The sequence below is a fragment of the Brevundimonas sp. genome (genome assembly GCF_044336875.1).
Taxonomy (GTDB): Bacteria; Pseudomonadota; Alphaproteobacteria; order Caulobacterales; family Caulobacteraceae; genus Brevundimonas.
This window is the reverse complement of sequence record NZ_JBIIOP010000013.1, coordinates 67,426-91,127: the sequence shown is the minus strand read 5'-3', so window position 1 is coordinate 91,127 and position 23,702 is coordinate 67,426. Positions and strand designations below refer to the sequence as shown.

The following is a 23,702-nucleotide window of genomic DNA, read 5'->3' as shown; positions in this document are numbered from 1 at the left end:
CCTTCCAGCGATCCCAGATTTCAGCCCGCTGGGCCGCCGAGTAATAGATCCGCCGCCGCTGCTTCATCGCCCACGCTCCATCTCCGAAGAAAAGTTAGCGTGTTGCGGTCACCGGTTGAGCCCACCGTGGTTAGCGGACGTTGATCGCGGTAGGCGTTCGGGACCCGAAGCGGCAGAGTGAAATGCGCTGGTATTATCCTCTCTTCGCCTGTGCGGCTGTCCTTCTCCTTGTAGGCGTCGCCCTCGCACAGCTTTTTTGGCCGCTGCTTTTTCTCGGCCCGCTTTTCTGGATGGTGATGGGAAACTCGCTTCGGTGTCCCCGCTGTCGAAAGCACATCACGGACACAGGGAAGGGCTACGTCGCGCCTTGGCTACGAACGCCTGAAAACTGCGTAGGGTGCGGACGCCGGAAAGACGACATTTGGCCTTTCCAATGGGCACTTCGCCCGGAAACGGACCATCGCAAGAGCCGCTAAGGGTCGATTGGCGAAATAGGCGTCCGCCCCAAACTGGACATTGGCTCAATCGCTCGCGCTGACACCTTCCTTCCCCCGTTGAGAGATGGCCTTCGCGAACCATCCACTGTGTCTCCTCCCCGTCGCGTAGCGATGGGGAGGTGGCGCGGCGCGTCTTCGGCGCCGTGACGGAGGGGTTCTTAGAGCGCGAAGAACGGAAGTCCGTGGGGCTTCAAGAGCCCCTCCACCGCTTCGCGGTCCCCCTCCCCATCTGCGATGGGGAGGAGACGTCGAGGCGGCGCCCCTAGGTCCGTTCCAGAAACCGCAGCGCCGTCAGCACATGGGTCTTCACCCCCAGGGGCAGGACCTTCTCGTTCGGCGAGAACTCCGGTGAATGGTTGGGCGCAGAGGTCGCCGGGGCCACGCCGTCCGGGCTGGCGCCCAGGTGGTAGAAGACGCCCGGCAGGGCCTGCTGATAATAGCTGAAGTCCTCGGCCACCGTGGTCGGGGGCGTGGCGGGGTCGACCCTGCCCTCGCCCGCCGCCTCGGTCAGGACCGGCGCCAGCCAGGCCGACAGGGCCGGGTCGTTGAAGACCAGGGGGGCGGTCATCCTGACCTGGAAGTCGGCGGTGGCGCCATAGGCCGCCGCCACATGGTCGATGGCGGCGTCGGCCCGTTCGATCAGGGCCGCGCGCTGGGCCGTGTCGAAGGTGCGCAGCGTGCCGGACAAGGTCGCGCTGTCGGGGATGATGTTGTAGCGGACGCCCGCATTGACGGTGGAGATGGTGAACACCGTCGGGGTGGTGGTCGGGTCGACCGTGCGGGCGGTCAGGGTGTTGACCGTCTCGATCACCTGGCCGGCGACCGCCACCACGTCGATCCCGCGCCAGGGCCAGGCGCCGTGGGTCTGTTTGCCCTTCAGAGCGATATCGATCCGGTCGGAGGCGGCCATGAAGCCCTGGGGCCGGTAAAAGACCGTGCCCGCTTCGCCCGGCACGACATGCAGGCCGAAGACGGCCTCGGGCTTCGGATCGTTCAGCACCCCCTCCTCGATCATCAGGGCGGCGCCGCCCTTGGGCTCGCCGGGAGGGGCGCCCTCCTCGGCCGGCTGGAAGATGAAGACCACCGTGCCGGAGATCCGGTCCTTCATCCCGGCCAGCACCTCGGCCGCCCCCATCAGCATGGCCATATGCATGTCGTGGCCGCAGGCGTGGGCGACGGGGACCGTATTGCCCATGTATGTCCCGGTCGCGGTCGAGGCGAAGCTGAGCCCCGTCGCCTCCTGCACCGGCAGGGCGTCCATGTCGCTGCGCAGGGCCACGACCCGGCCCGGCCGGGCGCCGCGCAGGACGCCGACCACCCCGGTCTTGCCGACCCCGGTGCGGACCTCCAGCCCCAGGGACCGCAGATGGGCGGCGATGGTCTCGGCCGTGCGGGTCTCGGCGAAGCCCAGTTCGGGATGCTGGTGGAAGTCGCGGCGCCATTCGACCACCTCGGGCAGGACCGCCTGGACGGCGGCGTCCACGGTCGCCGCGTCGACGGTATGGGCCCCCGTTTCCTGAGCATGGGCGCCGCCGGTCGCGCACATCAGGGCCAGGGTCGAGACCAGGATCGGGGCGGCGATCAGGCGGCGCATGTGAAGCTCCCGTGAAATTGCGTTCCCGGCCATCAGAGGGCGCCCGCCTCGCTTGTGCAACGACCCGCGCTCGACGATCATCGAATCATGGCTGTCGAAGACTTCAAGAGCGCGAAGACCGAGTGGAAGGACGTGGTCCTGGTCTGCCGCAAATGTTCGAAGAAGCTGGACGGCGGCTTCGGTCCCGACGGCGACATGACGCTGAAGAAGGCGCTGCGGAAATATCTGCACCTGAAGAAGGGCAAGAAAGGCCGCAAGAGCGGTCTGACCGTCACCGGCGCCGACTGTTTCGACATCTGCCCCAAGGGCGGGGTGGTCGCGGTCAATACGGCCCAGCCCAAGAAGCTGCTGATCATTCCCGCCGGCGCCGACCTGTTCGAGGTCAAGACGCGGCTGGGTCTGGACGACGGACGACGGCTGAAGCTGGTCCAGCCGGACGGCCAGCGGGACTGAACGTCTTCCTTCCGCCGCCAAGCCGTGCCAGATCGGCGTCATGGACGACACCAAGATCGAGAAACGCGCCGGCGTGCAGGCGACCTCCGACCGGCTCTGGGAGCTGGTGTCGGACCTGTCGCGCTGGAACGAATGGAACCCCTACGAGACCGAGGTCGAGGGCGCCATCGCCTATGGCGGCCGGCTGTCGATGACCGAGGCCTTTCCCGGCCAGCCCCAGCGTCAGGCAGCGGCCGCCGTCGCCGAATGGCGGCCCTATGTGCGGCTGGTCTGGACCGAGAACCGGGGCTTCCTGTTCCGCACCCTGCGCTATATCGACATCGAGGAGCTGGAGAAGGGCAAATGCATCGTCTCGTCCGGCCACAAGTTCGCGGGCCTGCGCGGCGAGCTGTTCCACGACAAGCACCGCCCGGCCCTGCGCGAGGCGCATCAGGCCATCGTCGACGGGCTGAAGACGGCGGCTGAAACCTAGTTCTTGGCCATCGTGTCGATGATGTTGAGGACCGCCGGCCCGAGGATGACGATGAACAGGACCGGCAGGAAGAACAGGATCATCGGCACGGTCAGCTGGGCCGGCAGGGCGGACGCCTTCTTCTCCGCCGCCGACAGACGCAGGTCGCGGTTTTCCTTGGCCATGACCCGCAGGGCCGAAGACAGGGGCGTGCCATAGACCTCGGCCTGGGTCATGGCCACGGTGACCGACTTCACGCCGGGATGATTGGTGCGCTTGCCCAGGTTTTCATAGGCGATGCGGCGATCCGGCAGATAGCTGAGCTCGGCCGACAGCAGTGACAGCTCCTCGGCCAGTTCGATCGAGGACGACCCCATCTCCTGGCTGACCTTGGTGATCGCCGCCTCGATGGACATGCCGGCCTCGACGCAGATCAGCAGCAGGTCCAGCGCGTCCGGAAACGCCAGCATGATCGAGGCGCGGCGCTTGTCGATGCGGTTCTTCACATAGAGGTTGGGCGCGTAGAAGCCCGCGACCGCCGCGAACATGCAGGCGGTCACCTTCAGCATGGTCGGCCAGTCCACGATCTTCATCACGAACATGTAGAAGGCCGTGACCAGCAGGAAGACGAAGGGCGACGTGAAGCGGAAGAAGTAGAAGGTCGTCAGCGGTCGCGGCCCGCGGTAGCCGGCCTGAGCCATCTGATCCGCCACCTTGGGGTCTTCCAGCAACTGGGTCAGGTTCAGCCGGTCCACGACCCGCTTCTTGAAGCCTTCATCGTCGGTGTGGCGCAGACCGCCCGGCCCGGACTGGATGGCGGCGCGCGAGCGGCGCTTCAACTCGTCGCGCCGTTCCGAGACGGCCTTCATCCGCTTGTCCAGCTTCACCCCGCCCGTCATCGACGACAGCAGGGTCAGGACGGTGGCGAACACCAGAATCCCCACGCCGATGCTGAGCAGGTTCTGCGGGTCGGTGATGAAGCGAATGAAGCCGTTCATGACGCCGCCTCAGATCTTGAACGAGATCATGCGCTTCATGACGAAGACGCCGGTGGCCATCATCAAGGCCGCCAGGAGCAGGAGCGCATTGCCCCGGATGTCGGTGAACAGGGCCATCATATAGGCGGGGCTGGTGAACATGACCATGCCCATGACGGCCGGCGGCAGGCAGGCGATGATGCCGGCGGAGGCCAGGGCTTCGGACGACAGGGCCTTGACCTTCTCGCCCATCATCCGGCGCGCACGCAGCACCGTCGACAGATTCCCCAGGGCCTCGGCCAGATTGCCGCCGGTCTTCTGCTGGATCGCGATGACGATGGTGAAGAAGCGCAGTTCCGGCGTCGGTATCCGTTCGAACATCTTCTCCAGGGCCTGTTCCAGGGTCATGCCCACGCCCAGGGCCTCGACCAGCTTCTTGAACTCCGGGCCGAGGGGGGCGGGGCTCTCGCGGCCGATGATCTTGAAACATTCGTGGACGGGCAGGCCCGACTTGATGCCGCGCACGATGACGTCCACCGCATTGGGGAATTCGAGGGAGAATTTCTTCATCCGTCCCTTGGCGATGAAGCCCACAACCCAGCGCGGCAAGCCCAGGCCCACGCCGAAGCCGAGCCCCAGCGCCAGGAGGATGTGCAGGCCGAACGCCAGGGCCGCGATCGCGGCGACGAGCCCGACCACGCCGCTGATGATGTAGAAGGTCCGCACACTGATCGTCAGCCCGGCCTGGCGCAGCTTCGCCGCCATGTTCGCACGCGCCTTGCGGTCGCGGCGATCCGCTTCCTGAAGCTGGGCCATGATCTGCTTGCGCCGGGCTTCGGGCGTATTGGCCGCAGCCGCAGCCGCCTTGCGCGCCAGCGCCGGATTCTTCTTGCCCTCGCCCAGGGCCTGGGCGCGCTTGACCGCCTGATTGGACGAATCCTCACCGCCGACGAAGACCCAGCCCAGGCCGCCGATGGTGATGAAGGCGAGGACCGCCGCGAGGATCGGAAGCATGGCCCCTACTCCGCCGCGTCGAGGGCGTCGGCCAGCTCGCGCTCCAGCCCGTAGTAGCGGGCGCGGTCCCAGAAGCGGGGACGGGCGATGCCGGTCGAGCGGTGACGGCCGACGACCTTGCCGTGCTCGTCCTCGCCGGTGATGTCGTAGACGAACAGGTCCTGGGTCACGATCACATCGCCTTCCAGACCCACGACCTCGGTGATGTGGGTGATGCGGCGCGAACCGTCGCGCAGGCGGGCGGCCTGGACGATGACGTCGACCGAGCCGACGATCATCTCGCGGATGGTCTTGGACGGCAGACCGTAGCCGCCCATGGTGATCATCGACTCCATCCGGCTGATGGCCTCGCGCGGGGAGTTGGCGTGCAGGGTGCCCATCGAGCCGTCGTGGCCCGTGTTCATGGCCTGGAGCAGGTCGAAGGCCTCGGGGCCGCGCACCTCGCCGACGATGATCCGCTCGGGACGCATCCGCAGGCAGTTCTTGACCAGGTCGCGCATGGTGATCATGCCCTGGCCTTCCAGGTTCGGCGGCCGGGTCTCCAGACGCACCACGTGCGGCTGCTGCAGTTGCAGTTCGGCGGCGTCCTCGCAGGTGATGACCCGCTCGGTCGGGTCGATGAAGGCCGTCAGGGTGTTCAGCAGGGTGGTCTTGCCCGACCCCGTGCCGCCCGAGATGACCAGATTGCATCGCGAGGCGCCGATGACGCCCAGGACGCGCGCGCCCTCGGGACTGATGGAGGCGTACTCCACCAGATTCTTCATCGTCAGCTTGTCCTTCTTGAACTTCCGGATCGTCAGCGTCGGGCCGTCGATCGCCAGGGGCGGGGCGATGACGTTGACGCGCGAACCGTCGGGCAGACGGGCGTCGCAGATGGGGCTGGATTCATCGACGCGGCGGCCCACCTGGGACACGATCCGCTGGCAGATGTTCATCAGCTGGGCGTTGTCGCGGAAACGGACATTGGTCAGCTGAACCTTGCCGTTGACCTCGATGAAGACCCGGCCGGCGCCATTGACCATGATGTCGGCGATGTCGTCGCGGGCCAGCAGCGGCTCCAGCGGACCATAGCCGAGGACGTCGTTGACGATGTCCTGGACCAGATGCTCCTGCTCGGCGACCGACATGGAGACGTTCTTGATCGCCACCAGTTCGGCGACGATGTCGCGGATCTCTTCCGACGCGGCCTTGGTGTCCAGCTGGGCCAGCTGGGCCAGGTCGATGGTGTTCATCAGCGCGTTGAAGATGGTGGTCTTCGTGGCGTGATAATAGTCGCTCTGTTCGCGGACGATCTCGGCGACCGCCTGGGCCTTCTTCAGCTGGTCCAGGCCCGCCGTGGCCTTGGGGCCGGGCGCGCCGGCGGCCGGACGCGGCGCTTCCGGCTTGGGCTTGGGCCGTGCGGCCAGGGCGTCCAGCCGGTCGGCCGTGGGCGCGGCGGCGGGGGCTCCCGTCTGGGCGGGCGCGTCGGCGCGGGCGAAGGCCTGGGCGTCGGGTTCGAAATCATCCTCGCCGACGAAGGCGAAGGCCTCGGCCTGGACGCCCTGCTGCGGCTGGCGCACGTCGCCGAACGCCGCAGCGCGCGCGCTCTCGGACGCACCCGCCTTCTGGGGGGCGGGACGCATCGGCGCCGAGGCGACGCCGGGCTGACCTGTACGCTTGCCGAACACGCGTCAGCGTTTCCTGAACATGGAGGCGAAGAGAGACTTGGATTCGGTCGTGGACGCCGTCTTGGGCGGCTTGGCGGATTTCGCCGCCTTGCCCGGCTTGGCCTTGGGACCGGCGACGACCGGCAGTTCGCGACGCGACACGATCTGGGCCAGGGTCTGGAAGGCCTCGGCCGCCTTGGTCTTGGCCCCGGCGTCCAGGATCATCTGGCCGTTGTTGGCGGCCGCGCCGAAGGTCTTGGCGTCGAACGGGATGATCAGGCTGGGATGAACGCCCAGGGCGGCGCCGAAGTCCTTGGCCGGGATTTCGGGGCGCCCGGGCACCCCGACCTGGTTCAGCACCAGGCGCGGCGGCGCATCGTTCGGGCGGCCGGTCTTGATCAGGTCGATCATGTTCTTGGCGTTGCGCAGCGAGGCCAGGTCCGGCGTGGCCACGATCACCACCTCGTCGGCGCTGATCAGGGTCTGGCGCATCCACGGCGACCACAGGTGCGGCAGATCCAGGATCACGAAGGGCGCGGTCGAGCGGATCCGGGTGGTGACCTCCTCGAAGGCGTCGGCCGAGATGTCCCAGTCGGTGTCCAGGGTGGCCGGGGCGGCGAACAGGCTGAGCTTGTCCGTGCAGCGGACCATCATCCGGTCCAGCAGGGTCGAGTCCAGCCGGTCCGGCTGGCCCAGGGCGTCGGCGACGCCGTTCAGCGGATCCTGGTTGAAGTCCAGACCGGCGGTGCCGAACGGCAGGTCGTAGTCGACGATGACCGTATTGGCGCCGATCCGTTCCGAAATCGCATAGGCGGTGTTGTGGGCCACGGCCGAGGCGCCGGCCCCGCCGCGCGCGCCGACGAAGGCGATCGAGCGGCCGACGAAGGGCTGGGCCGGGTCGTTGAACAGGCCGCCGATGGCCGCGATCAGCTGCAGCGGCTGCAGCGGACCGACCAGATATTCGCTGACCCCGCGCCGCATCAGTTCGCGGAACAGCAGGATGTCGTTGGTCGGGCCGACGACGATGACCTTGGTGCCCGCGTCGCAGACCTCGGCCAGCTGGTCGACCTCCCAGAGCAGGCCCTCGGGATCCTTCAGGCATTCGACGATGATCAGCGGGGGCGTCGGCTCGTGATGATAGGCCTCGACGGCCGCCAGCACGCCGCCGATGCGGATCTGGGTCGTGGCGCGCGACAGGCGGCGATCCTGGGCGGCGCGCTCGGCGGCGGCCAGGGTGTCCTGACGCTCGGCGAAGACGTGGATGGCGATGCGCGGCACCGACACCTCGCCGATGGCGCTGGCCGGGGCCAGGCCGGTCGAGGCCAGGCCGGCCGAGGTCAGGCCGGTCTCAGACGCCAGGGTCGGGGCCAGGGTCGATTGGGCCTGGGCCACCATTTCGCCGACGGGATTGAACCCCGGCGCCGCGGCGGGCTGGACAGACGGCTGGATCGGGGCGGGCTCGACCGCAGAGGTCGTGAACTGCAGCGGCGTCTCTTCCGCCTCGGCGGGGAAGGCGTCCGGGTCCGAGAAGTCCATGTCGACGTCGAAGGCGTCGTCGAAGGTTTCGAAGGTGCGAGGGGTGGAGGTGCTCATGAACCTAATCCACGGCCGTCGCGACGCGCGCGCTGTCGACCAATGTCTCTACAACCGCCGCCGTCTGCTCCCCGGCGCGATACTTGTCGAAGACCACGGTGCGGCGTCCCGCGTCGGCGGGCGTCATGGCGCGCGGCGCCACGATGTCGCGCGGGTCGGCGATCTGGGCGGCCAGGTTGGCCGTCACGGCGCAGCCGAAGTTGGAACCCGACATATTGTCGCCCGTGCGGCTGAGGTTGCCCCAGGTCTGGCCGCAGCGGGGCACGACCGCCTGGACGGTTTCGAAACCGACCAGAACCGGCGCGCGGGGGTCCGGCCCCACATAGCTGGCCATCCGCAGGCTCTGGGCCGGCAGCCCCATCCGTTCGAGAGCGGCGCGGATGTCATAGGCCCGCTGGCCGGCCACGGGATCCCCGCCCGCAGGCGCCTCGATCACGAGGGTTCCGGCCCCTGCGAGGGAGAAGCGCTGCGCCAGGTCGCGCAGGGCGGCGTTCTGGTTAGCCGACAGACCGTCGTCATGGACGGAAAGGGCGATCCGATCCAGGTCGGCCTCGACCTGCAAGCCGTAGCGGGACGTCGGCGTCAGCGGCGCCGCGCCGCCCAGACTGGCCGGGCCGCCGACGCAGCCGGTCAGGCCGGCCAGGGCGCCGGCGATCGCCAGCGAGGAAATGATCGTCTTGGAGGATCGGATCATGGGCCTACTCGATCATATAGCCGACGGCGCCCTGCCACGCGGCGCCCTGCTGGGCGGAGGGGGCTGGCGATCCGTAGATCTGGTTCAGTTGGCCGAACAGAATGGTCTGCGAGTCGCTGGCGATGCGCAGGCCGTCGGCGGGGGTTTGCATACGGTCGGGCGAGGTCGGGCTGACGATATAGGGCTCGACGATCACCACCAGTTCGGTCTCGCCATTGAGGAAGTCCCGCGACCGGAACAGCGATCCCAGCACGGGGAGATTGGTGACGCCCGGCAGGGAGTCCACGGTCTGGCGAGTGCTTTCCTGAAGCAGACCGGCGATCATCATCGACCCGCCGGACGGCAACTCGACGGTATTTTCGCTACGCCGGACAGTCAGGCCCGGCAGGGTGATCGACGAGGGCGTGCCAGCGCCGATGGTGAAGCCGCCCTGTTCCGTCAGCTCCGACACCTCGACCTTGACCTGCAGAGAGATGCGACCTTCGGACAGAACCACCGGCCGGAAGGACAGGCCCACGCCATAGGGCTTATAGGTCACGGTGATGGTGCCGTCCCGGTCACGACCGGTCGGCAATGGAAATTCTCCGCCTGCCAGGAAGTTGGCGGATTCACCGTTCACCGACGTCAGGTTCGGCTCGGCCAAGGTCCGCGCGAGACCCACGCGCTCGAAAGCTTCGAGGCACCCGGTCGCGTTTGTGCCCGTCATGGTCTGGAAGGCCGTCGAGGCCACACTCTGGATGGCATTGGAGACCGAGCTTCCAATGCTCGATCCGAGGCTGGACCCTACGGACGAGGTGCCGGGAACCGTGATGATATTGCCATTCACATCGGTCACATCGACTGTGGTCGGAAAAGGCGCGCCCTGCCAGGCCTGCGTGTCCGTCCGAGTAGAGCTGGATCCAGTTTGGCTGCCCGTCGAATTGCTATTCGAGTAGTTCGTCGTCCGACCGCCCGCCTGACCGTAGCAAAGCGAACCGCCCCCGGCCGCCGTGCCGTTGACGCCGTAGGTGTTGGCCCGGTTGAAGCCGTAGGAATGGATGCCCGATCCCTTCAGGATATCGGCGTTGAACCCCAGTTGCTTCAGGCTGCTGCGCTGAACCTCGACCACGCGAACCTTCAGCGTCACCTGGTCCGATCCGGCGACGCTGATCATGTTGATCACCTTCTCCGGGGCGGAGACGAAGGCGCGGGCCACCTGGGCGGCCTGGGCGGCCTGGGTCGGAGAGACGGCGACGCCGGTCAGGATCACCGTGTCGTTGACGGCCTCGGCGTGGATCTGGCCGCCCGGCGCGATACGGCCCAGCGTATCCTGCAGGGCGCTGGTGCCGGCGTCGACGCGGACGCGCAGGCTCAGGATGGTGCGGCCGGCGGCGTCCAGGAAGACGGCGTCCGTCTCGCCCGGCGCGACGCCGATGACGGTGATGCGGCGCGGCGAGTGCAGCATGGCCTCGGCCACCTGCGGATTGGACACGATCACGTCGCGAGCGTCGGCCGGCAGATCCACGGCGAAGGAGGTGCCGCGGGGCAGATTAATCAGTTGCGGCGCGGCGCCCATCGACACCGCCGCGCGGGTCTGGGCGACGCCGGGCGCCGGGACGGCGGCGAGGCCGGCCAGCAGGACGCAGGCGAGGGCGGCGGTCTTGCGCATGGGATTCTTTCTCACGGCGTCACCACGACTTCGGGGTCGCCGCCGCGATAGACGCGGACGCTGTGGGGCTGGCCCCGGGGCGATCGGGCCGCACCCGACGGGCCGGCCGTGTCGGCATAGGAGCGCAGGGAGAGCGAGAGTTCGCCCTCGGACTTGGCCTGGGCCAGGACCACCGCGTCCTGGGGACGAACCTCAAGCGTCGCGGTCGCACCGACCACGGCCTGTTCCTCGTCGGCGGCGCGCGTCGACTGGTCGATGGCCAGAACCTTGACGTTCTGCATCACGGTGGCCGAGGAGAATTTCGCCCGGGCGCTGGCGCCGCCGTCCACGCCTGCGGCGTTGGCCTCGTTCTGCGTGGTGAGCACCACATCGACCCTGTCGCCGGGCAGGATGAAGCCGCCTGCGGCGGATTCCACCGTCACGGCGATGGCCATGGCGCGCATGCCCGGCTCCAGATAGGCCGCCAGATAACCGCTGTCGCCGGCGCGGACGATCTTGCGCGCCACGATCGGCTCTCCGGCCAGAATGGGTTCGCGCACGACCGAGCCGAGGTAGTCGGACTTGGCGCCCGGGCCGGCGAGCTGGGTCGCCGCCTGGGCGACACGCTCCACCGCGCCCTCGGCCTTTTCGGAGGCGGTCGTGGGGGCCGGCTTGGGGGGAATGGGGGTGGCGCCGTCGGTAATGAAGACGGGATTGACCTGGTCGACGGGCCAGTCCTTCCAGGCGAGATCCGCCTCGGTCAGGCGCGCGCCCGGCTCCAGATCCTTGGCGGCGACCAGAACCTTGGCCATAGGCCGTGTCTCGACAGGCGCGGCGGCGGCGGGCGCCGCGGGTTCGGAACCGTTGCCCATCGCACGGACGACCAGGGCGAGGCCCAGGGCCGAGACGGCGGCGATGCAGATGACGGCGATACGAGCGGGCTTCATCCAAAGGTCTCCGGCAGGCGTGGAAACCCGGACACGATCTCCGTCGCCCTACCGTTAACGATCATGAGGCCGGCGGGTTAATGCTTCCTAAGCAGCCGCATCCGGCTCTTTGCGGCCTCTATCCGAGGGCCTTCAGCAGAAGCGCGCTTTCCGGGAAGGCGATCAGGGCTCCGATGGCGATGGCCACGCCGTACGGAATATCGCCTCTAGGCTCCAGCAGCCGGGCGACCCAGCCCGAGGCCGGGGTGAAAGTCTCGACCATCGGATAATATTGACGCGCCGCGAGAAGCAGCAGGCAGAACAGTCCGCCCACGACGCCGGTCCACAGGATGAACGGCGCGACGCTCCCCAGGCCCAGCCACAGGCAGGCGATCGCCAAGGCCTTGGCGTCGCCGCCGCCGATCCAGTTCAAGGCGAACATGGCCATGCCGACGACAAGGGCGGCCAGGCCCACGCCGAGGTGAACGGCGATCTCCATCGGGGGCAGCCCGACCAGCAGGGCCGCAGGGAAGAAGGCCGCCAACAGGATCAGGGATATCCAGTTGGGAATCCGCATCGTGATCAGGTCGTGCAGCCCGGTCACAATCATCAGGATCGGGAAGGCGCCGATAAGGGGAAGAGCCAGAAGGTCCATGCGCCCAACATCGCCCTGCCGCGTTAAGTTCAGGTTGCCGCGCCCGCAAAAGAAAAGGGGCCGAGGCTTTCGCCTCGACCCCTTCCCGCATCAGACAGTCGGCGCTGGCTTAGCCGGCGGTGCCCTTGCCGGTCAGCGTGCCGGCGAGGTTGCTGAAGACGGTCTTCAGGTTACCGCCCAGCAGGGTGACGGCCGAGATGATGGCGACCGAGATGAGGGCGGCGATCAGGCCGTATTCGATGGCCGTGGCGCCCGATTCGTCCTTGGCGAAGCGCGAAACAAACTTGGTCATGGGTATTTCCTTTGATTAAAAAGTCCAGCGAGCAACTTGGCGGGGGGAGCCGGTAGCCCGCTTGACCCCCAAACGCAGGATCAAAATGCCCGACGCGCGTTAAGGCTGAGTCACAAGTCGTGGTTACCCACGGATTTACCAAAGAAAATTTGCCTGAGACCGCTTCAGCCTTTGTTGAGGAACCTCGGGTCATCATGCGGGCGTTCGCGCTCAAGCGCGCAATTGAGAAGAGCCGCCGATGCCCCGCCCCCTCCTCGTCCTCACGGCCGTCGCCCTGGCTTCGGCGTCGATCGCCGCGCCCGTCGCCGCGCTCGCCCAGAGCGGCGCCCTCAATGTCGAGATCGACCGTTCGGCGCGTGTCCAGCTCCGCGGCTCGGCCTCGTCGGTCATTGTCGGCAACCCGCAGATCGCCGACGTCACCGTCGTCGACGCCAACACCCTGTTCATCGTGGGCAAGGGCTATGGGGTGACGGAAGTCGTCGCCGTCGACGGCGTCGGCCGCACCCTGTTTCAGCGAGAAGTGGTCGTGACCGGCGGATCGACCGGTTCCGTTCGCGTCTGGCGGGGCGGTCAGGCGACGGAAATGGCGTGCGGCGCCTCATGTGTTCCCAGCGTCCGCGCCACCGCTTCGACCGGCGCATCGCCCGTCGCGCCCTGATCGCCGTGTCTCGTGAACCTCGGCAGGGCGGCGGGATGAGCCGCGCGCGCAAGGCGCGCGAAGGCGCCGCCGCGCTGGAGTTCGCCCTGATCGCCACCCCCTTCTTCCTGCTGCTGTTCTCGATCTTCCAGCTCGGCCTGGTCTTCGTCATCGACGCGATCGCGGAAAACGCCGTGCTCAAGGCCAGCCGCCTGGTGCGAACGGGCCAGGCCCAGGCCCAGGGGTTTGACGCCGGCAAGTTCAAACAGGCCTTCTGCGACGAGATGAGCGTCTTCAAGAGCGACTGCGCCAGCCGCACCACGATCGACGTGCGCGTGGTCGCCCGTTTCTCTGACAACACCGATCCCCCCAGAAAGGAAAACGGGGAGCTGGACCTGTCACAGATGAACTACGACGGCGGAAAGGCCCAGGATCTGGTCGTGGTGCGGATCTGGTACAAACAGCCGATGATCGTCCCCTCCCTGACCCAGGCCGTCACGAGCGCCGGGGCGGGTCAGATACTGATTTCCACGGCCACCGCCTTCCGCAACGAGCCCTTCTGATGAACCGGTCCACGATCGCCCGACTGGCCAGGGACGACAGAGGCGTGTCCGCGGTGGAATTCGCCCTGATCGCGCCCGTCATGGTGCTGCTCTACGCCGGGGCTGCGGACCTCTGTCAGGGCTATATGGCGTTCAAGCGGACCAGCCATGTCGCCGCGGCGGTCGCGGATCTGGTGTCGCAGTCTTCGACCATCACCAAGGCGGAGATCGGCAAGATCTTCGAGGTCGGCCCCCTGATCATGGCGCCCTTCGGCCAGACCTCGATGGAGCAGAGGGTCAGCAGCGTCTCGCGCGTGTCGGCGACCCAATATACGCTGAACTGGAGCCGCAGCTGGGTTCCGAGCGGTTCGACCGGAAGCAAGCTGAACAAGCCCCTGGTGATATCGGACGCCAAGATTCCAACCGACATGCTGGCCACGAACGGCGCGTCGGTCATCGTCGCCGAGAGCTATTACAAATATTCGTCGCCGTTCCAGAAATTCCTTCCGGCCGCGGAGTTCACCCGTCGCGCCTATCTGAACCCGCGCGACACGACCGTCATCACCTGTTCGGACTGCTGATCCGTCAGGGCGCGGCGCAGGGCCGAAATCTTCGCCTCGGTTTCGGCCAGTTCCGCCTGCGGATCGCTGTCGGCGACAATGCCCGCGCCGGCCAGGGTGCGGAACGTCCAGCCTTCGCCCTGATGTTCGAAGGCGGCGGTGCGGATCAGGACCGAGGCGGTCAGGCCGCCGCCCTCCTCCAGGATGAACAGCGAACCGCACCAGGCGCCGCGCGGCGGCTCCAGGGCGGCGATGACCTTCATGGCCTGATGCTTGGGCGCGCCGGTGATCGATCCGGGCGGGAAGGTCGCCGCCAGCAGATCGGCGGGCGCGACCCCCGGCGCGGCCCGGCCGACGACGGTCGAGACCAGATGATGGACGGTCGGATGGCTCTCGACCGCGAACAGCCGCTCGACCGCGACCGAGCCGACGCGCGAGGCGCGGGCCAGGTCATTGCGCATCAGGTCGACGATCATCAGGTTTTCGGCCCGGTCCTTGGCGCTGGACAGGAGGTCGGCGGCCAGGGCCGCGTCCCGGACCGGATCGGTCGACCGGGGCCGCGTGCCCTTGATCGGCCGGGCCTCGATGCGGCGGCTCTCGCCGTCCAGCGACAGGAATAATTCCGGCGAATTGGACACCAGGGCCCGGTCGCCGATCCGCCAGAAGGCGCCATAGGGCGAGGCCCGCCCCTGCTGCAGACGCAGGAAGACGTCGAACGGATCGGCCCCGGGCTTCAACGCGCCGCCCCAGGCGCGGGCGATATTGGCCTGGAACAGCTCTCCGGCGGCGATGCGGACCACGACCTCGGCGACGGCGTCGCGGTAGGCCTGGTCCCCGGCCTCGGCCGTGAAGTCCTGCGCCGGCGCCGGCGGGGTTTCGGGCGGGCGGGCGGCGGACAGCCAGCCGACGGCGCGGTGGGCGGCGGCCTCGGCCTCGGCCCGGGAGCGGCCCCGGCCGACGACGCGGACCCGGGCCGCGTGATGGTCGAAACTGAGCAGGGCCGGATAGCGGGCCAGCATCAGGTCGGGCCAGACGGCGTCGCGGTCCCCCGTCGCCGGTCGCGCCCCGGCGTCATAGCCGGCCAGACCGACCGTGCCCGCGCCCCAGGCCGGGTCGCGCAGCGGATCGAACAGGGCCGTTTCCCGCGCGCCGACATGGACCCGGTCCGGCGTCGCCGCCACATGGGACCAGCGCCCGCCCGGTCCACCGTCGGACAGCAGGGCCAGAGCGCCGTCTTCCCCACCGATTCCGGCCGCGACGGACAGAGGTTCCGTCCACGGATGATCGCGAACCACGACATGGGCCAGAACGTCGCTCACGCCGACAGCCGCGCCTCGATGCGTTGGCGCAGGGCGTCGTCCACCCCGACCGCGTCGCGCAGATAGGCGTCCAGCGAACCGTGCCGCGCCTCCACCTCGGCGAAGGCGGCTTCCAGATAGGCCGCCTCGACGCCCAGGAAGGCGACCACGGCGTCGTCAGAGGCCAGACGTCCGGTTCGCTGGTGCAGTTGCTTGGCGATGGCCGGCGCCCGCCCGACCAGATCGACCGCCGTATTGGTCAGCAGATAGTCCTCGACCATGTCGTCGCGATGCACGCCCAGCAGATGATGGGTCAGGGCCGCCAGGAAGCCGGTCCGGTCCTTGCCCGCCGCGCAATGGATCAGCACGGGGCGGTCCTGGTCGCCCAGGGCTTGGAAGTAGCGGCCGAACACCTCCAGATGCGCGGCGTCGAACGGCAGGCGGCGATAGGTGCTGTCCATGAACCGTCGCCCGGAATTGGGCGTCAATTCCTCGGTCTTCAGGAAGGCGATGTGGGGCGCCTCGGCCCCGTCGTCGACGCCGCCCTCGATCACCAGGGCGTCGAAGCCCTCGGGTCGTCGCGACGGCTGGTCGCGCCGTTCGCCGGGGCGGCGCAGGTCGACCACCGCGCCCAGGTCGAAGACCGCCAGGGCCTGCAGGTCGGCTTCGCTGGCGCGGGCGTGATGGCCCGAACGCAGCAGGCGGCCGGGACGCACGCGTCGCCCGGCCGCCGTGGCGTAGTCGCCATAGTCGCGGAAGTTGTCGATGGCCTCGAAGGCGTGGAGACGGGGGCTCATGCCCGCCTTCTAGAGCCTGATCGGCTGAAGTGGAATCGCTTCGCGATTCCGCTGACGCCGTGAATCAGGCTCCAGAGTCATGCTGGACCGAAATCTGAGATCAGTTGGCCGGCGGCCAACTGATCCGATTTCGGTCTAGCGCGCCGGCAGCAGGCCCGCCATGGCGTCGAGATAGGCCACGAAGGCGGCGCGCCCCGTCTCGGTCAGACTGGCCTCGGTCAGGGGCTTTCTCCCTGCGAAACTCTTGGTCACGGCGACGAAGCCCGCGTCTTCCAGTTTCCGCAGATGGACCGACAGATTGCCGTCCGTGGTCTGCAGCCTGGCCTTCAGCGTATTGAAGTCGGCGGAGTCCGCGCCGGACAGATAGGCCATTATGCCCAGCCGGATCCGCCCGTGGATCACCTCGTCGATCCGGCCGATGTCGAAGTCGTCGGCCATCAGACGATCTCCGATGGTTCCTGCCGCATCAGGATCAGGCCGGGGATCAGGGCCACGGCCATCAGCACGACGGTGAAGACCAGATAGATGGCCGGACTGTCGATGAACCAGGCCACGCCGACCGCGCCGGCATAGGACAGCAGGGCGGTCAGATTCATCCAGCGGGTCCGGGTCATGGCCGCCCCCACCATCCAGGCCGAGCCATAGGCGACCAGCACCACGGTCGGCATCGCCGCCATCCAGCCCCAGTCGCCGCTCTTCACCGACAGGGCCACCAGGCCCAGCCAGGTGACGAAAATGCCGTAGCCGACGCCGGTCCAGGCCGCGCCGACCGCCTTGTTGCCCGCCGACTGGCTGCCCGGCTGGCCCTTCTGCCGGTTGGTCAGCACGGCCAGAGCGACGGCGAAGACCACGCCGGCCCCGATCCACAGCCACAGCTGCGCCCAGGGATTGACGTCGATCAGACCCGACTGGATCGCCCACTGGCCGACATTGGCGGACCCGAAGATCACCGCCGCCGCGACGAGGAAACGTCCCGCCAGCAGCGGCGCGTGCCGACCCTCGTGGGCCAGGGCCCGCATATAGGCGATGTCGTCCTGGATAGCCTGCGTCTCGCGCGTCATGGCGCCCTCCTCCTGAAATCCGATGATCTCAGGGTGGATGAATTACTTTATTTTGTAAAGTGCTTTTTGAGAGCAGTCTCCTCCTCATGAAATGGGGAGGTGTCGCGGCGCTTCTTCAGCGCCGTGACGGAGGGGTTCTTCACGCGCGAAGAACGGAAGTCCGTGGGGCTTCAAGAGCCCCTCCGTCTCTCCGCTGCGCTCCGAGCCACCTCCCCGCAAAGCGGGGAGGAGACGCCCCAGGCGATCACCGGAACGGCGGCTCGTCGAAGGCGCGCAGCTTGCGGGAGTGGAGCTTCGCCCCCTCGTCGCGCATCAGGTCGACCGCCTGGATGCCGATCTGCAGGTGTTCCGAGATCGAGCCTTCATAGAAGCGGTTGGCCTGGCCCGGCAGTTTGATCTCGCCGTGCAGCGGCTTGTCCGAGACGCACAACAGGGTGCCGTAGGGGACGCGGAAGCGGTAGCCCTGGGCCGCGATGGTGGCGCTTTCCATGTCGATGGCGACGGCGCGGCTCTGGTTGAAGCGCAGCGCCGACTTGGAATAGCGCAGCTCCCAGTTCCGGTCGTCGGTGGTGACCACCGTGCCGGTGCGCAGACGCAGCTTGACCTCGTCGCCCGGCATTCCGCTGACCGACTTGGTCGCGTCATAGAGGGCGCGCTGGACCTCGGCGATCGACGGGATCGGGATGTCCGGCGGCAGGACCGCGTCCAGCACATGGTCGTCGCGCAGATAGGCATGGGCCAGGACATAGTCGCCGATGGTCTGGCTGGCGCGCAGGCCGCCGCAGTGGCCGATCATCAGCCAGACATGGGGGCGGGTCACGGCCAGGTGGTCGGTGATGGTCTTGGCGTTGGACGGGCCGACGCCGATATTGACCAGGGTCACGCCCTTATGGCCCGGCGCGGTCAGGTGATAGGCCGGCATCTGGTGCTTCTTCCAGGCCGTGTCGCTGATCGCCGCCTCGGGGTTGGGGGTGTCGCGGGTGATGACCACGCCGCCGGCGCAGGACAGGGTTTCGTAGGGGCTGCCCGGCGTCTTCAGCTGTTCGATGGCCCAGCGCACGAACTCGTCGACATAGCGATTATAGTTGGTGAACAGGACATAGGACTGGACGTCGTCGACCGGCGTGCCGGTGTAGTGCCGCAGTCGCGCCAGGGAGAAGTCGGTCCGCAGCCCGTCGAACAGCGACAGGGGCAGATCCTCGCTGGGGTCGAACAGGCCGTCGGCGATCTCGTCGCCGATATGGGCCAGGTCGGTGGTCGGGAACCAGCGGGCCAGGGCCGCCGTCATCGACCGGTCCAGCGCGACCTCCAGCCCGTCGGTCACATAGGGGAAGGGGATTTCCTGACGCGAGATCTCGACCTCGAACGTCGCCTCGTATTCCCGCTCCAGCAGGTCCAGCTGTTCGGTCAGATAGGGGCGGAACAGGTCCGGCCGGGTGACGGTGGTGGAATAGACGCCCTGTTTGGAGAGGCGGGCGTAGGCGCGCGGCTCCAGGTCCTGGGGGCGATCCCCGTCCCAGCGGATGCGAAGCTCGGGATAGGCGAACAATCCTTCGGCGCGTTTGACCGGATCAGGCCGGGCGCCGGTGTTGACGAAGTCCCGCACGGCGTCGCGCAGGTTGGTCACGGATTGATTGTAGAGGGTTTCGAGGCGGTCCAGCGCCGCCTGTGCTGTCATCTTGTCTGTCATGACTTCCTCTAGCGGAGCTTCGCGGCTTTGGCGAGGCGCCCGCGATCAAGCTCGATTTCGCTGCATTGCAGCAATTTATGACAGACGGACGGTTGCGGCAGGCGGTCGCATGGCGCATCTGGCCCGGATGACCTCATCCCCCGCGCCTGCGCCCGTCCAGAAGCCCGGCTTCGTCGAATTCGTCTGCCTGGTCGCCGCCCTGATGGCGATGAACGCCCTGGCCATCGACTCCATGCTGCCGGCCCTGCCGCACATCGGCGCCGACCTGGGGGTCCAGACCGCCAACGGCGTGCAGTGGGTGGTGACCGCCTATCTGCTGGGCTTCGGCGCGGCCCAGCTGGTCTATGGCCCCCTGGCCGACCGTTATGGCCGCAAGCCCGTGCTGATGATCGGCGTCGGCATCTATGTGGTCTTCAGCCTGCTGGCGACCCTGGCCCCGACCTTCGACGCGCTGATCGCGGCGCGGATCGGTCAGGGCCTGGGCAGCGCGGCGACGCGGGTGCTGGTCGTCTCCATCGTCCGCGACCGTTACAGCGGACGTGACATGGCGCGGGTCATGTCGCTGAGCTTCCTGGTCTTCCTGGGCGTGCCGATCCTGGCGCCCTCGGTCGGCGCCCTGATCATGCAGTTCGGCCCGTGGCGCTGGATCTTCGGCGTGCTGATGGCCTTCGGCCTGTCGGTCATGCTGTGGGCCATGATCCGCCTGCCCGAGACCCTGCACCCCGAATACCGCCAGCCGATCCGCATGGGCCGCATCCTGTCCGGCTTCCGCGAGGCCGTCACCAACCGGGTGTCGCTGGGCTACACCCTGGCCATGGGGGCGCTGATGGGCGGGCTGTTCGGCTTCATCAACTCGGCGGAACAGATCTTTTCCGACGTCTTCCACGCCCGGGCCGCCTTCCCCCTGGTCTTCGCGGCCATCGCGGGCGGCATCGCCATCGCCTCGCTGCTGAACGCGCGGCTGGTCGGGAAGCTGGGGTCGCGGCTGATCTCCCACACGGCCCTGATCGGCTTCATCGTCATCGGCGCCGTCCACGCCGCGGTGGCCATGGCGGGCTTCGAGAACATCTGGACCTTCGGGATCCTGCAGGCCATGACCATGTTCTGCTTCGGCCTGATGGCGGGCAATTTCGGCTCGATGGCCATGGAGCCTATGGGCCATATCGCCGGCACCGCCTCGTCCGCCCAGGGCTTCCTGTCGACCATCATGGGCTCGCTGGCCGGTTTCGCCGTGGGTCAGCAGTTCAACGGCTCGACCGTGCCGATGATGGTCGGCATCACCGGCTACGGGCTTCTGGCCCTGGCCGTGGTCCTCTATGCCGAAAAGGGCCGCCTGTTCCGCTCGCACCATCTGCCGCCGGTTCAGGCGACCGCCTGAAAGGACGGGCGAAAGGCTTGATCTTTTCGTCGTTTCCGCGCGTTCTCCGGGCCGATTGTCCCGCTTAGCGTCAGGAACTGCGATGAAGCGCAAAACCCTCGCCCTCGTCTCCGCCCTCGCCCTCGCCGCCGCCCTATCTGCGAGTCTGGGCGCCTGTTCCGCCACGACCGGAGGAGGCTCCGCCATGATCCCGCCCGCCGTCGCCCCCGCGCCCGGGCCCGAGGCCGTCGACAGCCACACCTACGCCCGGCCCGAGATCGCCCGCGTCGTCGACGTGGCCCTGGACCTGACGGCCGACTTCGACGCCAAGACCCTGGCGGGCACGGCGACCCTGGACATCCTGGCCGCCCCCGGCGCCAACGAGATCATCCTCGACATCAGGAACCTGGACATCAAGGATGTCCGCGACGCCGCCGGCCAGCCGCTGCGCTTCGTCACCGGCGCCGATGACGCCATCAAGGGCCAGCCCCTGACCGTCTATTTCCCGGCCTTCGCCCCGAACGAACGCCGCAAGATCACCATCACCTATGCGACCCGCCCCGACGCGGCGGCCCTGCAATGGCTGACCCCGGCCCAGACGGCGGGCGGCCAGAAGCCCTATCTGTTCAGCCAGGGCCAGGCCATCCTGACCCGCACCTGGGTGCCGACCCAGGACAGCCCCGGCATCCGCCAGACCTATTCGGCCCGGATCGTCGCCCGCGACGACCTGACCGTGGTGATGAGCGCCGACCACCTGACCCCGAACGGCGAACCGGCCGGCGCCGGAATGAAGGCCTGGCGCTTCCGGATGAACAATCCGATCCCGCCCTATCTGATCGCCATCGGCGTCGGCGACCTTGCCTTCGCCCCGTTCGACGAGCGCACCGGGGTCTGGACCGAGCCCAGCCGCCTGCGGGCCGCCGCCTGGGAGCTGGAGCCCACGGCGGCCATGGTCGATGCGGCCGAGAAACTGTACGGCCCCTATCGCTGGGGCCGGTACGACCTGCTGGTCCTGCCGCCCAGCTTCCCGTTCGGCGGGATGGAAAACCCCAAACTGACCTTCGCCACCCCGACCATCATCGCCGGAGACCGGTCGCTGGTGTCCCTGGTCGCGCACGAACTGGCCCACTCCTGGTCCGGCAATCTGGTCACCAACGCCACCTGGAACGACTTCTGGCTGAACGAGGGCTTCACCTCCTATTTCGAGAACCGGATCATGGAGTCGATCTACGGCTATGATCGTGCGGTTCAGGAACAGGTCCTGGCCTGGGACGGCCTGCAGGACGAGCTGAAGTCCCTGCCCGCCGCCGACACCCGCCTGCACCTCGACCTGACCGGCCGCGATCCCGACGACGGCATGAACACCATCGCCTATGACAAGGGTTCGGCCTTCCTGCGCACCATCGAACAGACCGCCGGACGCGAGAAGTTCGACGCCTGGCTGCGCGGCTATTTCGACCGCAACGCCTATCGCCCGATGACCACGGCCATGTTCCTGGAGGACATCCGCGCCCATCTGGTCAAGGGCGACGCCGCCCTGGAAAACGCCCTGCAGCTGGACGCCTGGGTCTATCAGCCCGGCCTGCCGTCGAACGCCAAGGCCCCGGTGTCGGACGCCTTCACGCCCGTGGACGCCGCCGCCGTCGCCTTCTTCAAGGACAAGGGCCCGGCCTCGGCCATTCCGTGGACGGACTGGAACACCCAGCAGCGCCAGCGTTTCCTGGGCTGGCGCCCCGAGGGTCTGCGCAGCAACGCCGACTGGCTGACCGCCGCCCAGCTGGCCGATCTGGAATCGACCCTGAACCTGGCCAACGAGGGCAATACCGAACTGACCTTCGCCTGGCTGCAGATCGCCCTGGCCCACCGCTATCAGCCCTCGGTCGCCACGGCCGAGAAATTCCTGACCGGCCAGGGCCGCCGCAAGTTCGTCCTGCCCCTGTTCCAGACCCTGTGGAACGAGGGCGACTGGGGCCGCCCCATCGCCCGCCGCATCTACGCCGAGGCCCGGCCCCTGTATCACCCGGTCACGGCCGGATCGGTCGATCAGCTGGTAGGACGGCCTTAGTTGAAAGACCCTCTCCCGCTTGCGGGGGAGGTGTCGCGGCGATCGGCGCAGCCGATCCAGCGACGGAGGGGGGAAGTCTTCTTTCCTAGAGAGGAAACTTCCCCCATCGTCAGGCGTGTCGCTGCGCGCCACGGCCTGACACTTCCCCCGCACGCGGGGGAAGGTCTGCGCCGGATCCATATCGCGTTGCAGCACGCACCCCCATCGGCTATCCCGCCGACACTGAATTCCACTGGAGCTTTCCCATGGCTGACCTGGCCCCCGGCGTCGTGACCCTGTTCGGGGGTTCGGGCTTCATCGGGTCGCAGGCGGTGCGCGCCCTGACCCGTCGCGGCTGGCGCGTCCGCATCGCCGTGCGCGCGCCTGTCCAGGCCATCGAGGTCCAGACCTCGGGGGATCCGGGCCAGATCCAGTTCACCCGCTGCGACGTGACCAATCCCGCCGATGTGGCCGCCGCCCTGCGCGGCGCCGACGTGGCGATCAATCTGGTCGGCGTCCTGCACGACGCAGGCGGCAAGCGCGGCTTCAAGACCGCCCATGTCGAGGCCGCCCGGAACATCGCCGCCGCCGCCAAGGCCGCCGGGGTCCAGCGCCTGGTCCAGGTCTCGGCCATCGGCGCCGATGCGAACAGCGCCTCCGCCTACGCCCGCTCCAAGGCTGAGGCCGAGGCCGAGATCCGCGCCGTCTATCCCGACGCCGTCATCCTGCGCCCGTCGGTGGTGTTCGGCGCCGGCGACGGCTTCCTGAACCGGTTCGCCAATCTGGCCGTCGCAGCCCCGGTCCTGCCCCTGTTCGGCGGCGGAACGACGAAGTTCCAGCCCGTCTATGTCGGCGACGTCGCCGAGGCCATCGCGCGCGGCGCGACCCGCGCCGATGCGGCCGGCCGCACCTTCGAACTGGGCGGCCCCGCCACCTACAGCCTGCGCGACGTGCTGGAGCTGGTGCGCCGCGAGACCGGCCGCGACAAGCTGCTGGTCGGCGTGCCCTTCTTCGCCGCCAAGATCCTGGGCTCGGTGTTCCAGACCGTGCGCCTCCTGGGCCTGACCCCGCCCCTGACCGTCGATCAGGTGACGATGCTGGAAAGCGACAATGTCGTCGCGCCGGGCGCCCTGACCCTGGCCGATCTGGGCGTGGTCCATCCGACCAGCCTGGAGTCCATCGCGCCGTCGTACCTGTGGCGCTACCGCGTCGGCGGCCAGTTCGCCGAGTCGCCCGCCCACTGATCCGTCCCCATTCGATTGGACCGTCGGCCGGATTCGCGGCAGGCGGTTCTTCG

The 23,702-nt window shown here is 68.1% G+C and carries 23 protein-coding genes; 8 read left to right on the top strand and 15 right to left on the bottom strand.

The features are described 5' to 3' along the window. Positions 1 to 759 precede the first annotated feature (759 nt). Positions 760 to 2,091 carry an amidohydrolase gene (locus tag ACIQ1T_RS14340; RefSeq protein WP_395945223.1) on the bottom strand — a complete coding sequence of 444 codons (1,332 nt, stop codon included), beginning with the start codon at positions 2,089 to 2,091 and terminating at the stop codon, positions 760 to 762. 87 nt (positions 2,092 to 2,178) lie between these two features. Here ACIQ1T_RS14340 and ACIQ1T_RS14335 point away from each other — a divergent pair, with 87 nt between their 5' ends. Then, positions 2,179 to 2,544 carry a hypothetical protein gene (locus tag ACIQ1T_RS14335; protein ID WP_395945222.1) on the top strand — a complete coding sequence of 122 codons (366 nt, stop codon included), beginning with the start codon at positions 2,179 to 2,181 and terminating at the stop codon, positions 2,542 to 2,544. Positions 2,545 to 2,584: 40 nt separating this feature from the next. Beyond that, the gene (locus tag ACIQ1T_RS14330; RefSeq protein ID WP_395945221.1) at positions 2,585 to 3,016 is read left to right on the top strand and encodes an SRPBCC domain-containing protein; all 432 of its coding nucleotides are present in this window, start codon (positions 2,585 to 2,587) and stop codon (positions 3,014 to 3,016) included. On the opposite strand, the gene ACIQ1T_RS14325 is transcribed toward ACIQ1T_RS14330, so the two are convergent. From ACIQ1T_RS14325 to ACIQ1T_RS14285, 9 genes are all read right to left on the bottom strand, one after another. Beyond that, positions 3,013 to 3,993, bottom strand: a complete 981-nt coding sequence (locus tag ACIQ1T_RS14325; RefSeq protein WP_395945220.1) for a type II secretion system F family protein — start codon at positions 3,991 to 3,993, stop codon at positions 3,013 to 3,015. The two genes, ACIQ1T_RS14330 and ACIQ1T_RS14325, sit on opposite strands and share 4 nt — an antisense overlap. Positions 3,994 to 4,002: 9 nt before the next feature. Beyond that, positions 4,003 to 4,986, bottom strand: a complete 984-nt coding sequence (locus ACIQ1T_RS14320) for a type II secretion system F family protein (protein WP_395945219.1) — start codon at positions 4,984 to 4,986, stop codon at positions 4,003 to 4,005. Between the two features lie 5 nt (positions 4,987 to 4,991). Then, positions 4,992 to 6,653, bottom strand: coding sequence for an ATPase, T2SS/T4P/T4SS family (locus ACIQ1T_RS14315; RefSeq protein WP_395945218.1), 1,662 nt, complete (start codon positions 6,651 to 6,653; stop codon positions 4,992 to 4,994). A gap of 3 nt (positions 6,654 to 6,656) precedes the next feature. Further along, positions 6,657 to 8,225, bottom strand: a complete 1,569-nt coding sequence (locus ACIQ1T_RS14310) for a cellulose synthase operon protein YhjQ/BcsQ (protein ID WP_395945217.1) — start codon at positions 8,223 to 8,225, stop codon at positions 6,657 to 6,659. 4 nt (positions 8,226 to 8,229) lie between these two features. After that, on the bottom strand, positions 8,230 to 8,919 hold the full coding sequence (locus ACIQ1T_RS14305; protein WP_395945216.1) for a CpaD family pilus assembly protein: 690 nt from the start codon (positions 8,917 to 8,919) through the stop codon (positions 8,230 to 8,232). Positions 8,920 to 8,923: 4 nt separating this feature from the next. Next, on the bottom strand, positions 8,924 to 10,567 hold the full coding sequence (locus ACIQ1T_RS14300) for a type II and III secretion system protein family protein (RefSeq protein WP_395945215.1): 1,644 nt from the start codon (positions 10,565 to 10,567) through the stop codon (positions 8,924 to 8,926). Between the two features lie 11 nt (positions 10,568 to 10,578). Then, entirely contained in the window at positions 10,579 to 11,493 is a 915-nt protein-coding gene (gene cpaB / locus ACIQ1T_RS14295) for a Flp pilus assembly protein CpaB (protein ID WP_395945214.1), read from the bottom strand. 118 nt (positions 11,494 to 11,611) lie between these two features. Continuing rightward, positions 11,612 to 12,127, bottom strand: a complete 516-nt coding sequence (locus ACIQ1T_RS14290) for a prepilin peptidase (RefSeq protein ID WP_395945213.1) — start codon at positions 12,125 to 12,127, stop codon at positions 11,612 to 11,614. 109 nt (positions 12,128 to 12,236) lie between these two features. Then, positions 12,237 to 12,419: a Flp family type IVb pilin gene (locus tag ACIQ1T_RS14285; protein WP_395945212.1), complete on the bottom strand. Its 183-nt coding sequence runs from the start codon at positions 12,417 to 12,419 to the stop codon at positions 12,237 to 12,239. A gap of 238 nt (positions 12,420 to 12,657) precedes the next feature. On the opposite strand from ACIQ1T_RS14285, the gene ACIQ1T_RS14280 reads away from it, so the two are divergent. From ACIQ1T_RS14280 to ACIQ1T_RS14270, 3 genes are read left to right on the top strand one after another with little or no spacing between them, the layout of a single operon-like run. Next, positions 12,658 to 13,077, top strand: coding sequence for a pilus assembly protein N-terminal domain-containing protein (locus ACIQ1T_RS14280; RefSeq protein WP_395945211.1), 420 nt, complete (start codon positions 12,658 to 12,660; stop codon positions 13,075 to 13,077). Positions 13,078 to 13,112: 35 nt separating this feature from the next. Next, complete coding sequence (locus ACIQ1T_RS14275) at positions 13,113 to 13,619, top strand: TadE/TadG family type IV pilus assembly protein (RefSeq protein WP_395945210.1); 507 nt, start codon at positions 13,113 to 13,115, stop codon at positions 13,617 to 13,619. Next, the gene (locus tag ACIQ1T_RS14270; protein WP_395945209.1) at positions 13,619 to 14,179 is read left to right on the top strand and encodes a TadE/TadG family type IV pilus assembly protein; all 561 of its coding nucleotides are present in this window, start codon (positions 13,619 to 13,621) and stop codon (positions 14,177 to 14,179) included. Before ACIQ1T_RS14275 ends, ACIQ1T_RS14270 begins: the two co-directional genes overlap by 1 nt. On the opposite strand, the gene ACIQ1T_RS14265 is transcribed toward ACIQ1T_RS14270, so the two are convergent. The 5 genes from ACIQ1T_RS14265 to ACIQ1T_RS14245 form a co-directional block, all read right to left on the bottom strand. Continuing rightward, positions 14,131 to 15,477: an anthranilate synthase component I family protein gene (locus ACIQ1T_RS14265; protein ID WP_395945208.1), complete on the bottom strand. Its 1,347-nt coding sequence runs from the start codon at positions 15,475 to 15,477 to the stop codon at positions 14,131 to 14,133. The genes ACIQ1T_RS14270 and ACIQ1T_RS14265 overlap by 49 nt on opposite strands. Next, entirely contained in the window at positions 15,474 to 16,253 is a 780-nt protein-coding gene (locus ACIQ1T_RS14260) for a tyrosine-protein phosphatase (RefSeq protein WP_395945207.1), read from the bottom strand. Before ACIQ1T_RS14260 ends, ACIQ1T_RS14265 begins: the two co-directional genes overlap by 4 nt. Positions 16,254 to 16,388: 135 nt before the next feature. After that, on the bottom strand, positions 16,389 to 16,691 hold the full coding sequence (locus tag ACIQ1T_RS14255) for a winged helix-turn-helix domain-containing protein (protein WP_395945206.1): 303 nt from the start codon (positions 16,689 to 16,691) through the stop codon (positions 16,389 to 16,391). Further along, positions 16,691 to 17,314: a hypothetical protein gene (locus tag ACIQ1T_RS14250; protein ID WP_395945205.1), complete on the bottom strand. Its 624-nt coding sequence runs from the start codon at positions 17,312 to 17,314 to the stop codon at positions 16,691 to 16,693. Before ACIQ1T_RS14250 ends, ACIQ1T_RS14255 begins: the two co-directional genes overlap by 1 nt. A 244-nt stretch (positions 17,315 to 17,558) precedes the next feature. Further along, positions 17,559 to 19,004: an AMP nucleosidase gene (locus ACIQ1T_RS14245; protein ID WP_395945204.1), complete on the bottom strand. Its 1,446-nt coding sequence runs from the start codon at positions 19,002 to 19,004 to the stop codon at positions 17,559 to 17,561. Positions 19,005 to 19,113: 109 nt separating this feature from the next. On the opposite strand from ACIQ1T_RS14245, the gene ACIQ1T_RS14240 reads away from it, so the two are divergent. The 3 genes from ACIQ1T_RS14240 to ACIQ1T_RS14230 all read left to right on the top strand — a co-directional run bounded on the left by ACIQ1T_RS14240 (position 19,114) and on the right by ACIQ1T_RS14230 (position 23,649). Further along, positions 19,114 to 20,382: a multidrug effflux MFS transporter gene (locus ACIQ1T_RS14240; RefSeq protein ID WP_395945203.1), complete on the top strand. Its 1,269-nt coding sequence runs from the start codon at positions 19,114 to 19,116 to the stop codon at positions 20,380 to 20,382. Between the two features lie 82 nt (positions 20,383 to 20,464). Further along, positions 20,465 to 22,426, top strand: coding sequence for a M1 family metallopeptidase (locus tag ACIQ1T_RS14235; protein WP_395945202.1), 1,962 nt, complete (start codon positions 20,465 to 20,467; stop codon positions 22,424 to 22,426). A 245-nt stretch (positions 22,427 to 22,671) separates the two neighbouring features. Continuing rightward, positions 22,672 to 23,649: a complex I NDUFA9 subunit family protein gene (locus ACIQ1T_RS14230; RefSeq protein WP_395945201.1), complete on the top strand. Its 978-nt coding sequence runs from the start codon at positions 22,672 to 22,674 to the stop codon at positions 23,647 to 23,649. Positions 23,650 to 23,702: the final 53 nt, after the last annotated feature.

Excerpts from the sequence above, each read along its gene's own strand:
- ACIQ1T_RS14260 (WP_395945207.1), bottom strand. The coding sequence starts at position 16,253 with ATGAGCCCCCGTCTCCACGCCTTCGAGGCCATCGACAACTTCCGCGAC.
- ACIQ1T_RS14310 (WP_395945217.1), bottom strand. The coding sequence starts at position 8,225 with ATGAGCACCTCCACCCCTCGCACCTTCGAAACCTTCGACGACGCCTTC.
- ACIQ1T_RS14290 (WP_395945213.1), bottom strand. The coding sequence starts at position 12,127 with ATGGACCTTCTGGCTCTTCCCCTTATCGGCGCCTTCCCGATCCTGATG.
- ACIQ1T_RS14300 (WP_395945215.1), bottom strand. The coding sequence starts at position 10,567 with ATGCGCAAGACCGCCGCCCTCGCCTGCGTCCTGCTGGCCGGCCTCGCC.
- ACIQ1T_RS14330 (WP_395945221.1), top strand. The coding sequence starts at position 2,585 with ATGGACGACACCAAGATCGAGAAACGCGCCGGCGTGCAGGCGACCTCC.
- ACIQ1T_RS14235 (WP_395945202.1), top strand. The coding sequence starts at position 20,465 with ATGAAGCGCAAAACCCTCGCCCTCGTCTCCGCCCTCGCCCTCGCCGCC.
- ACIQ1T_RS14285 (WP_395945212.1), bottom strand. The coding sequence starts at position 12,419 with ATGACCAAGTTTGTTTCGCGCTTCGCCAAGGACGAATCGGGCGCCACG.
- cpaB (WP_395945214.1), bottom strand. The coding sequence starts at position 11,493 with ATGAAGCCCGCTCGTATCGCCGTCATCTGCATCGCCGCCGTCTCGGCC.
- ACIQ1T_RS14255 (WP_395945206.1), bottom strand. The coding sequence starts at position 16,691 with ATGGCCGACGACTTCGACATCGGCCGGATCGACGAGGTGATCCACGGG.
- ACIQ1T_RS14275 (WP_395945210.1), top strand. The coding sequence starts at position 13,113 with ATGAGCCGCGCGCGCAAGGCGCGCGAAGGCGCCGCCGCGCTGGAGTTC.
- ACIQ1T_RS14250 (WP_395945205.1), bottom strand. The coding sequence starts at position 17,314 with ATGACGCGCGAGACGCAGGCTATCCAGGACGACATCGCCTATATGCGG.
- ACIQ1T_RS14340 (WP_395945223.1), bottom strand. The coding sequence starts at position 2,091 with ATGCGCCGCCTGATCGCCGCCCCGATCCTGGTCTCGACCCTGGCCCTG.
- ACIQ1T_RS14305 (WP_395945216.1), bottom strand. The coding sequence starts at position 8,919 with ATGATCCGATCCTCCAAGACGATCATTTCCTCGCTGGCGATCGCCGGC.
- ACIQ1T_RS14270 (WP_395945209.1), top strand. The coding sequence starts at position 13,619 with ATGAACCGGTCCACGATCGCCCGACTGGCCAGGGACGACAGAGGCGTG.
- ACIQ1T_RS14320 (WP_395945219.1), bottom strand. The coding sequence starts at position 4,986 with ATGCTTCCGATCCTCGCGGCGGTCCTCGCCTTCATCACCATCGGCGGC.
- ACIQ1T_RS14240 (WP_395945203.1), top strand. The coding sequence starts at position 19,114 with ATGGCGCATCTGGCCCGGATGACCTCATCCCCCGCGCCTGCGCCCGTC.
- ACIQ1T_RS14335 (WP_395945222.1), top strand. The coding sequence starts at position 2,179 with ATGGCTGTCGAAGACTTCAAGAGCGCGAAGACCGAGTGGAAGGACGTG.
- ACIQ1T_RS14245 (WP_395945204.1), bottom strand. The coding sequence starts at position 19,004 with ATGACAGACAAGATGACAGCACAGGCGGCGCTGGACCGCCTCGAAACC.
- ACIQ1T_RS14230 (WP_395945201.1), top strand. The coding sequence starts at position 22,672 with ATGGCTGACCTGGCCCCCGGCGTCGTGACCCTGTTCGGGGGTTCGGGC.
- ACIQ1T_RS14280 (WP_395945211.1), top strand. The coding sequence starts at position 12,658 with ATGCCCCGCCCCCTCCTCGTCCTCACGGCCGTCGCCCTGGCTTCGGCG.
- ACIQ1T_RS14325 (WP_395945220.1), bottom strand. The coding sequence starts at position 3,993 with ATGAACGGCTTCATTCGCTTCATCACCGACCCGCAGAACCTGCTCAGC.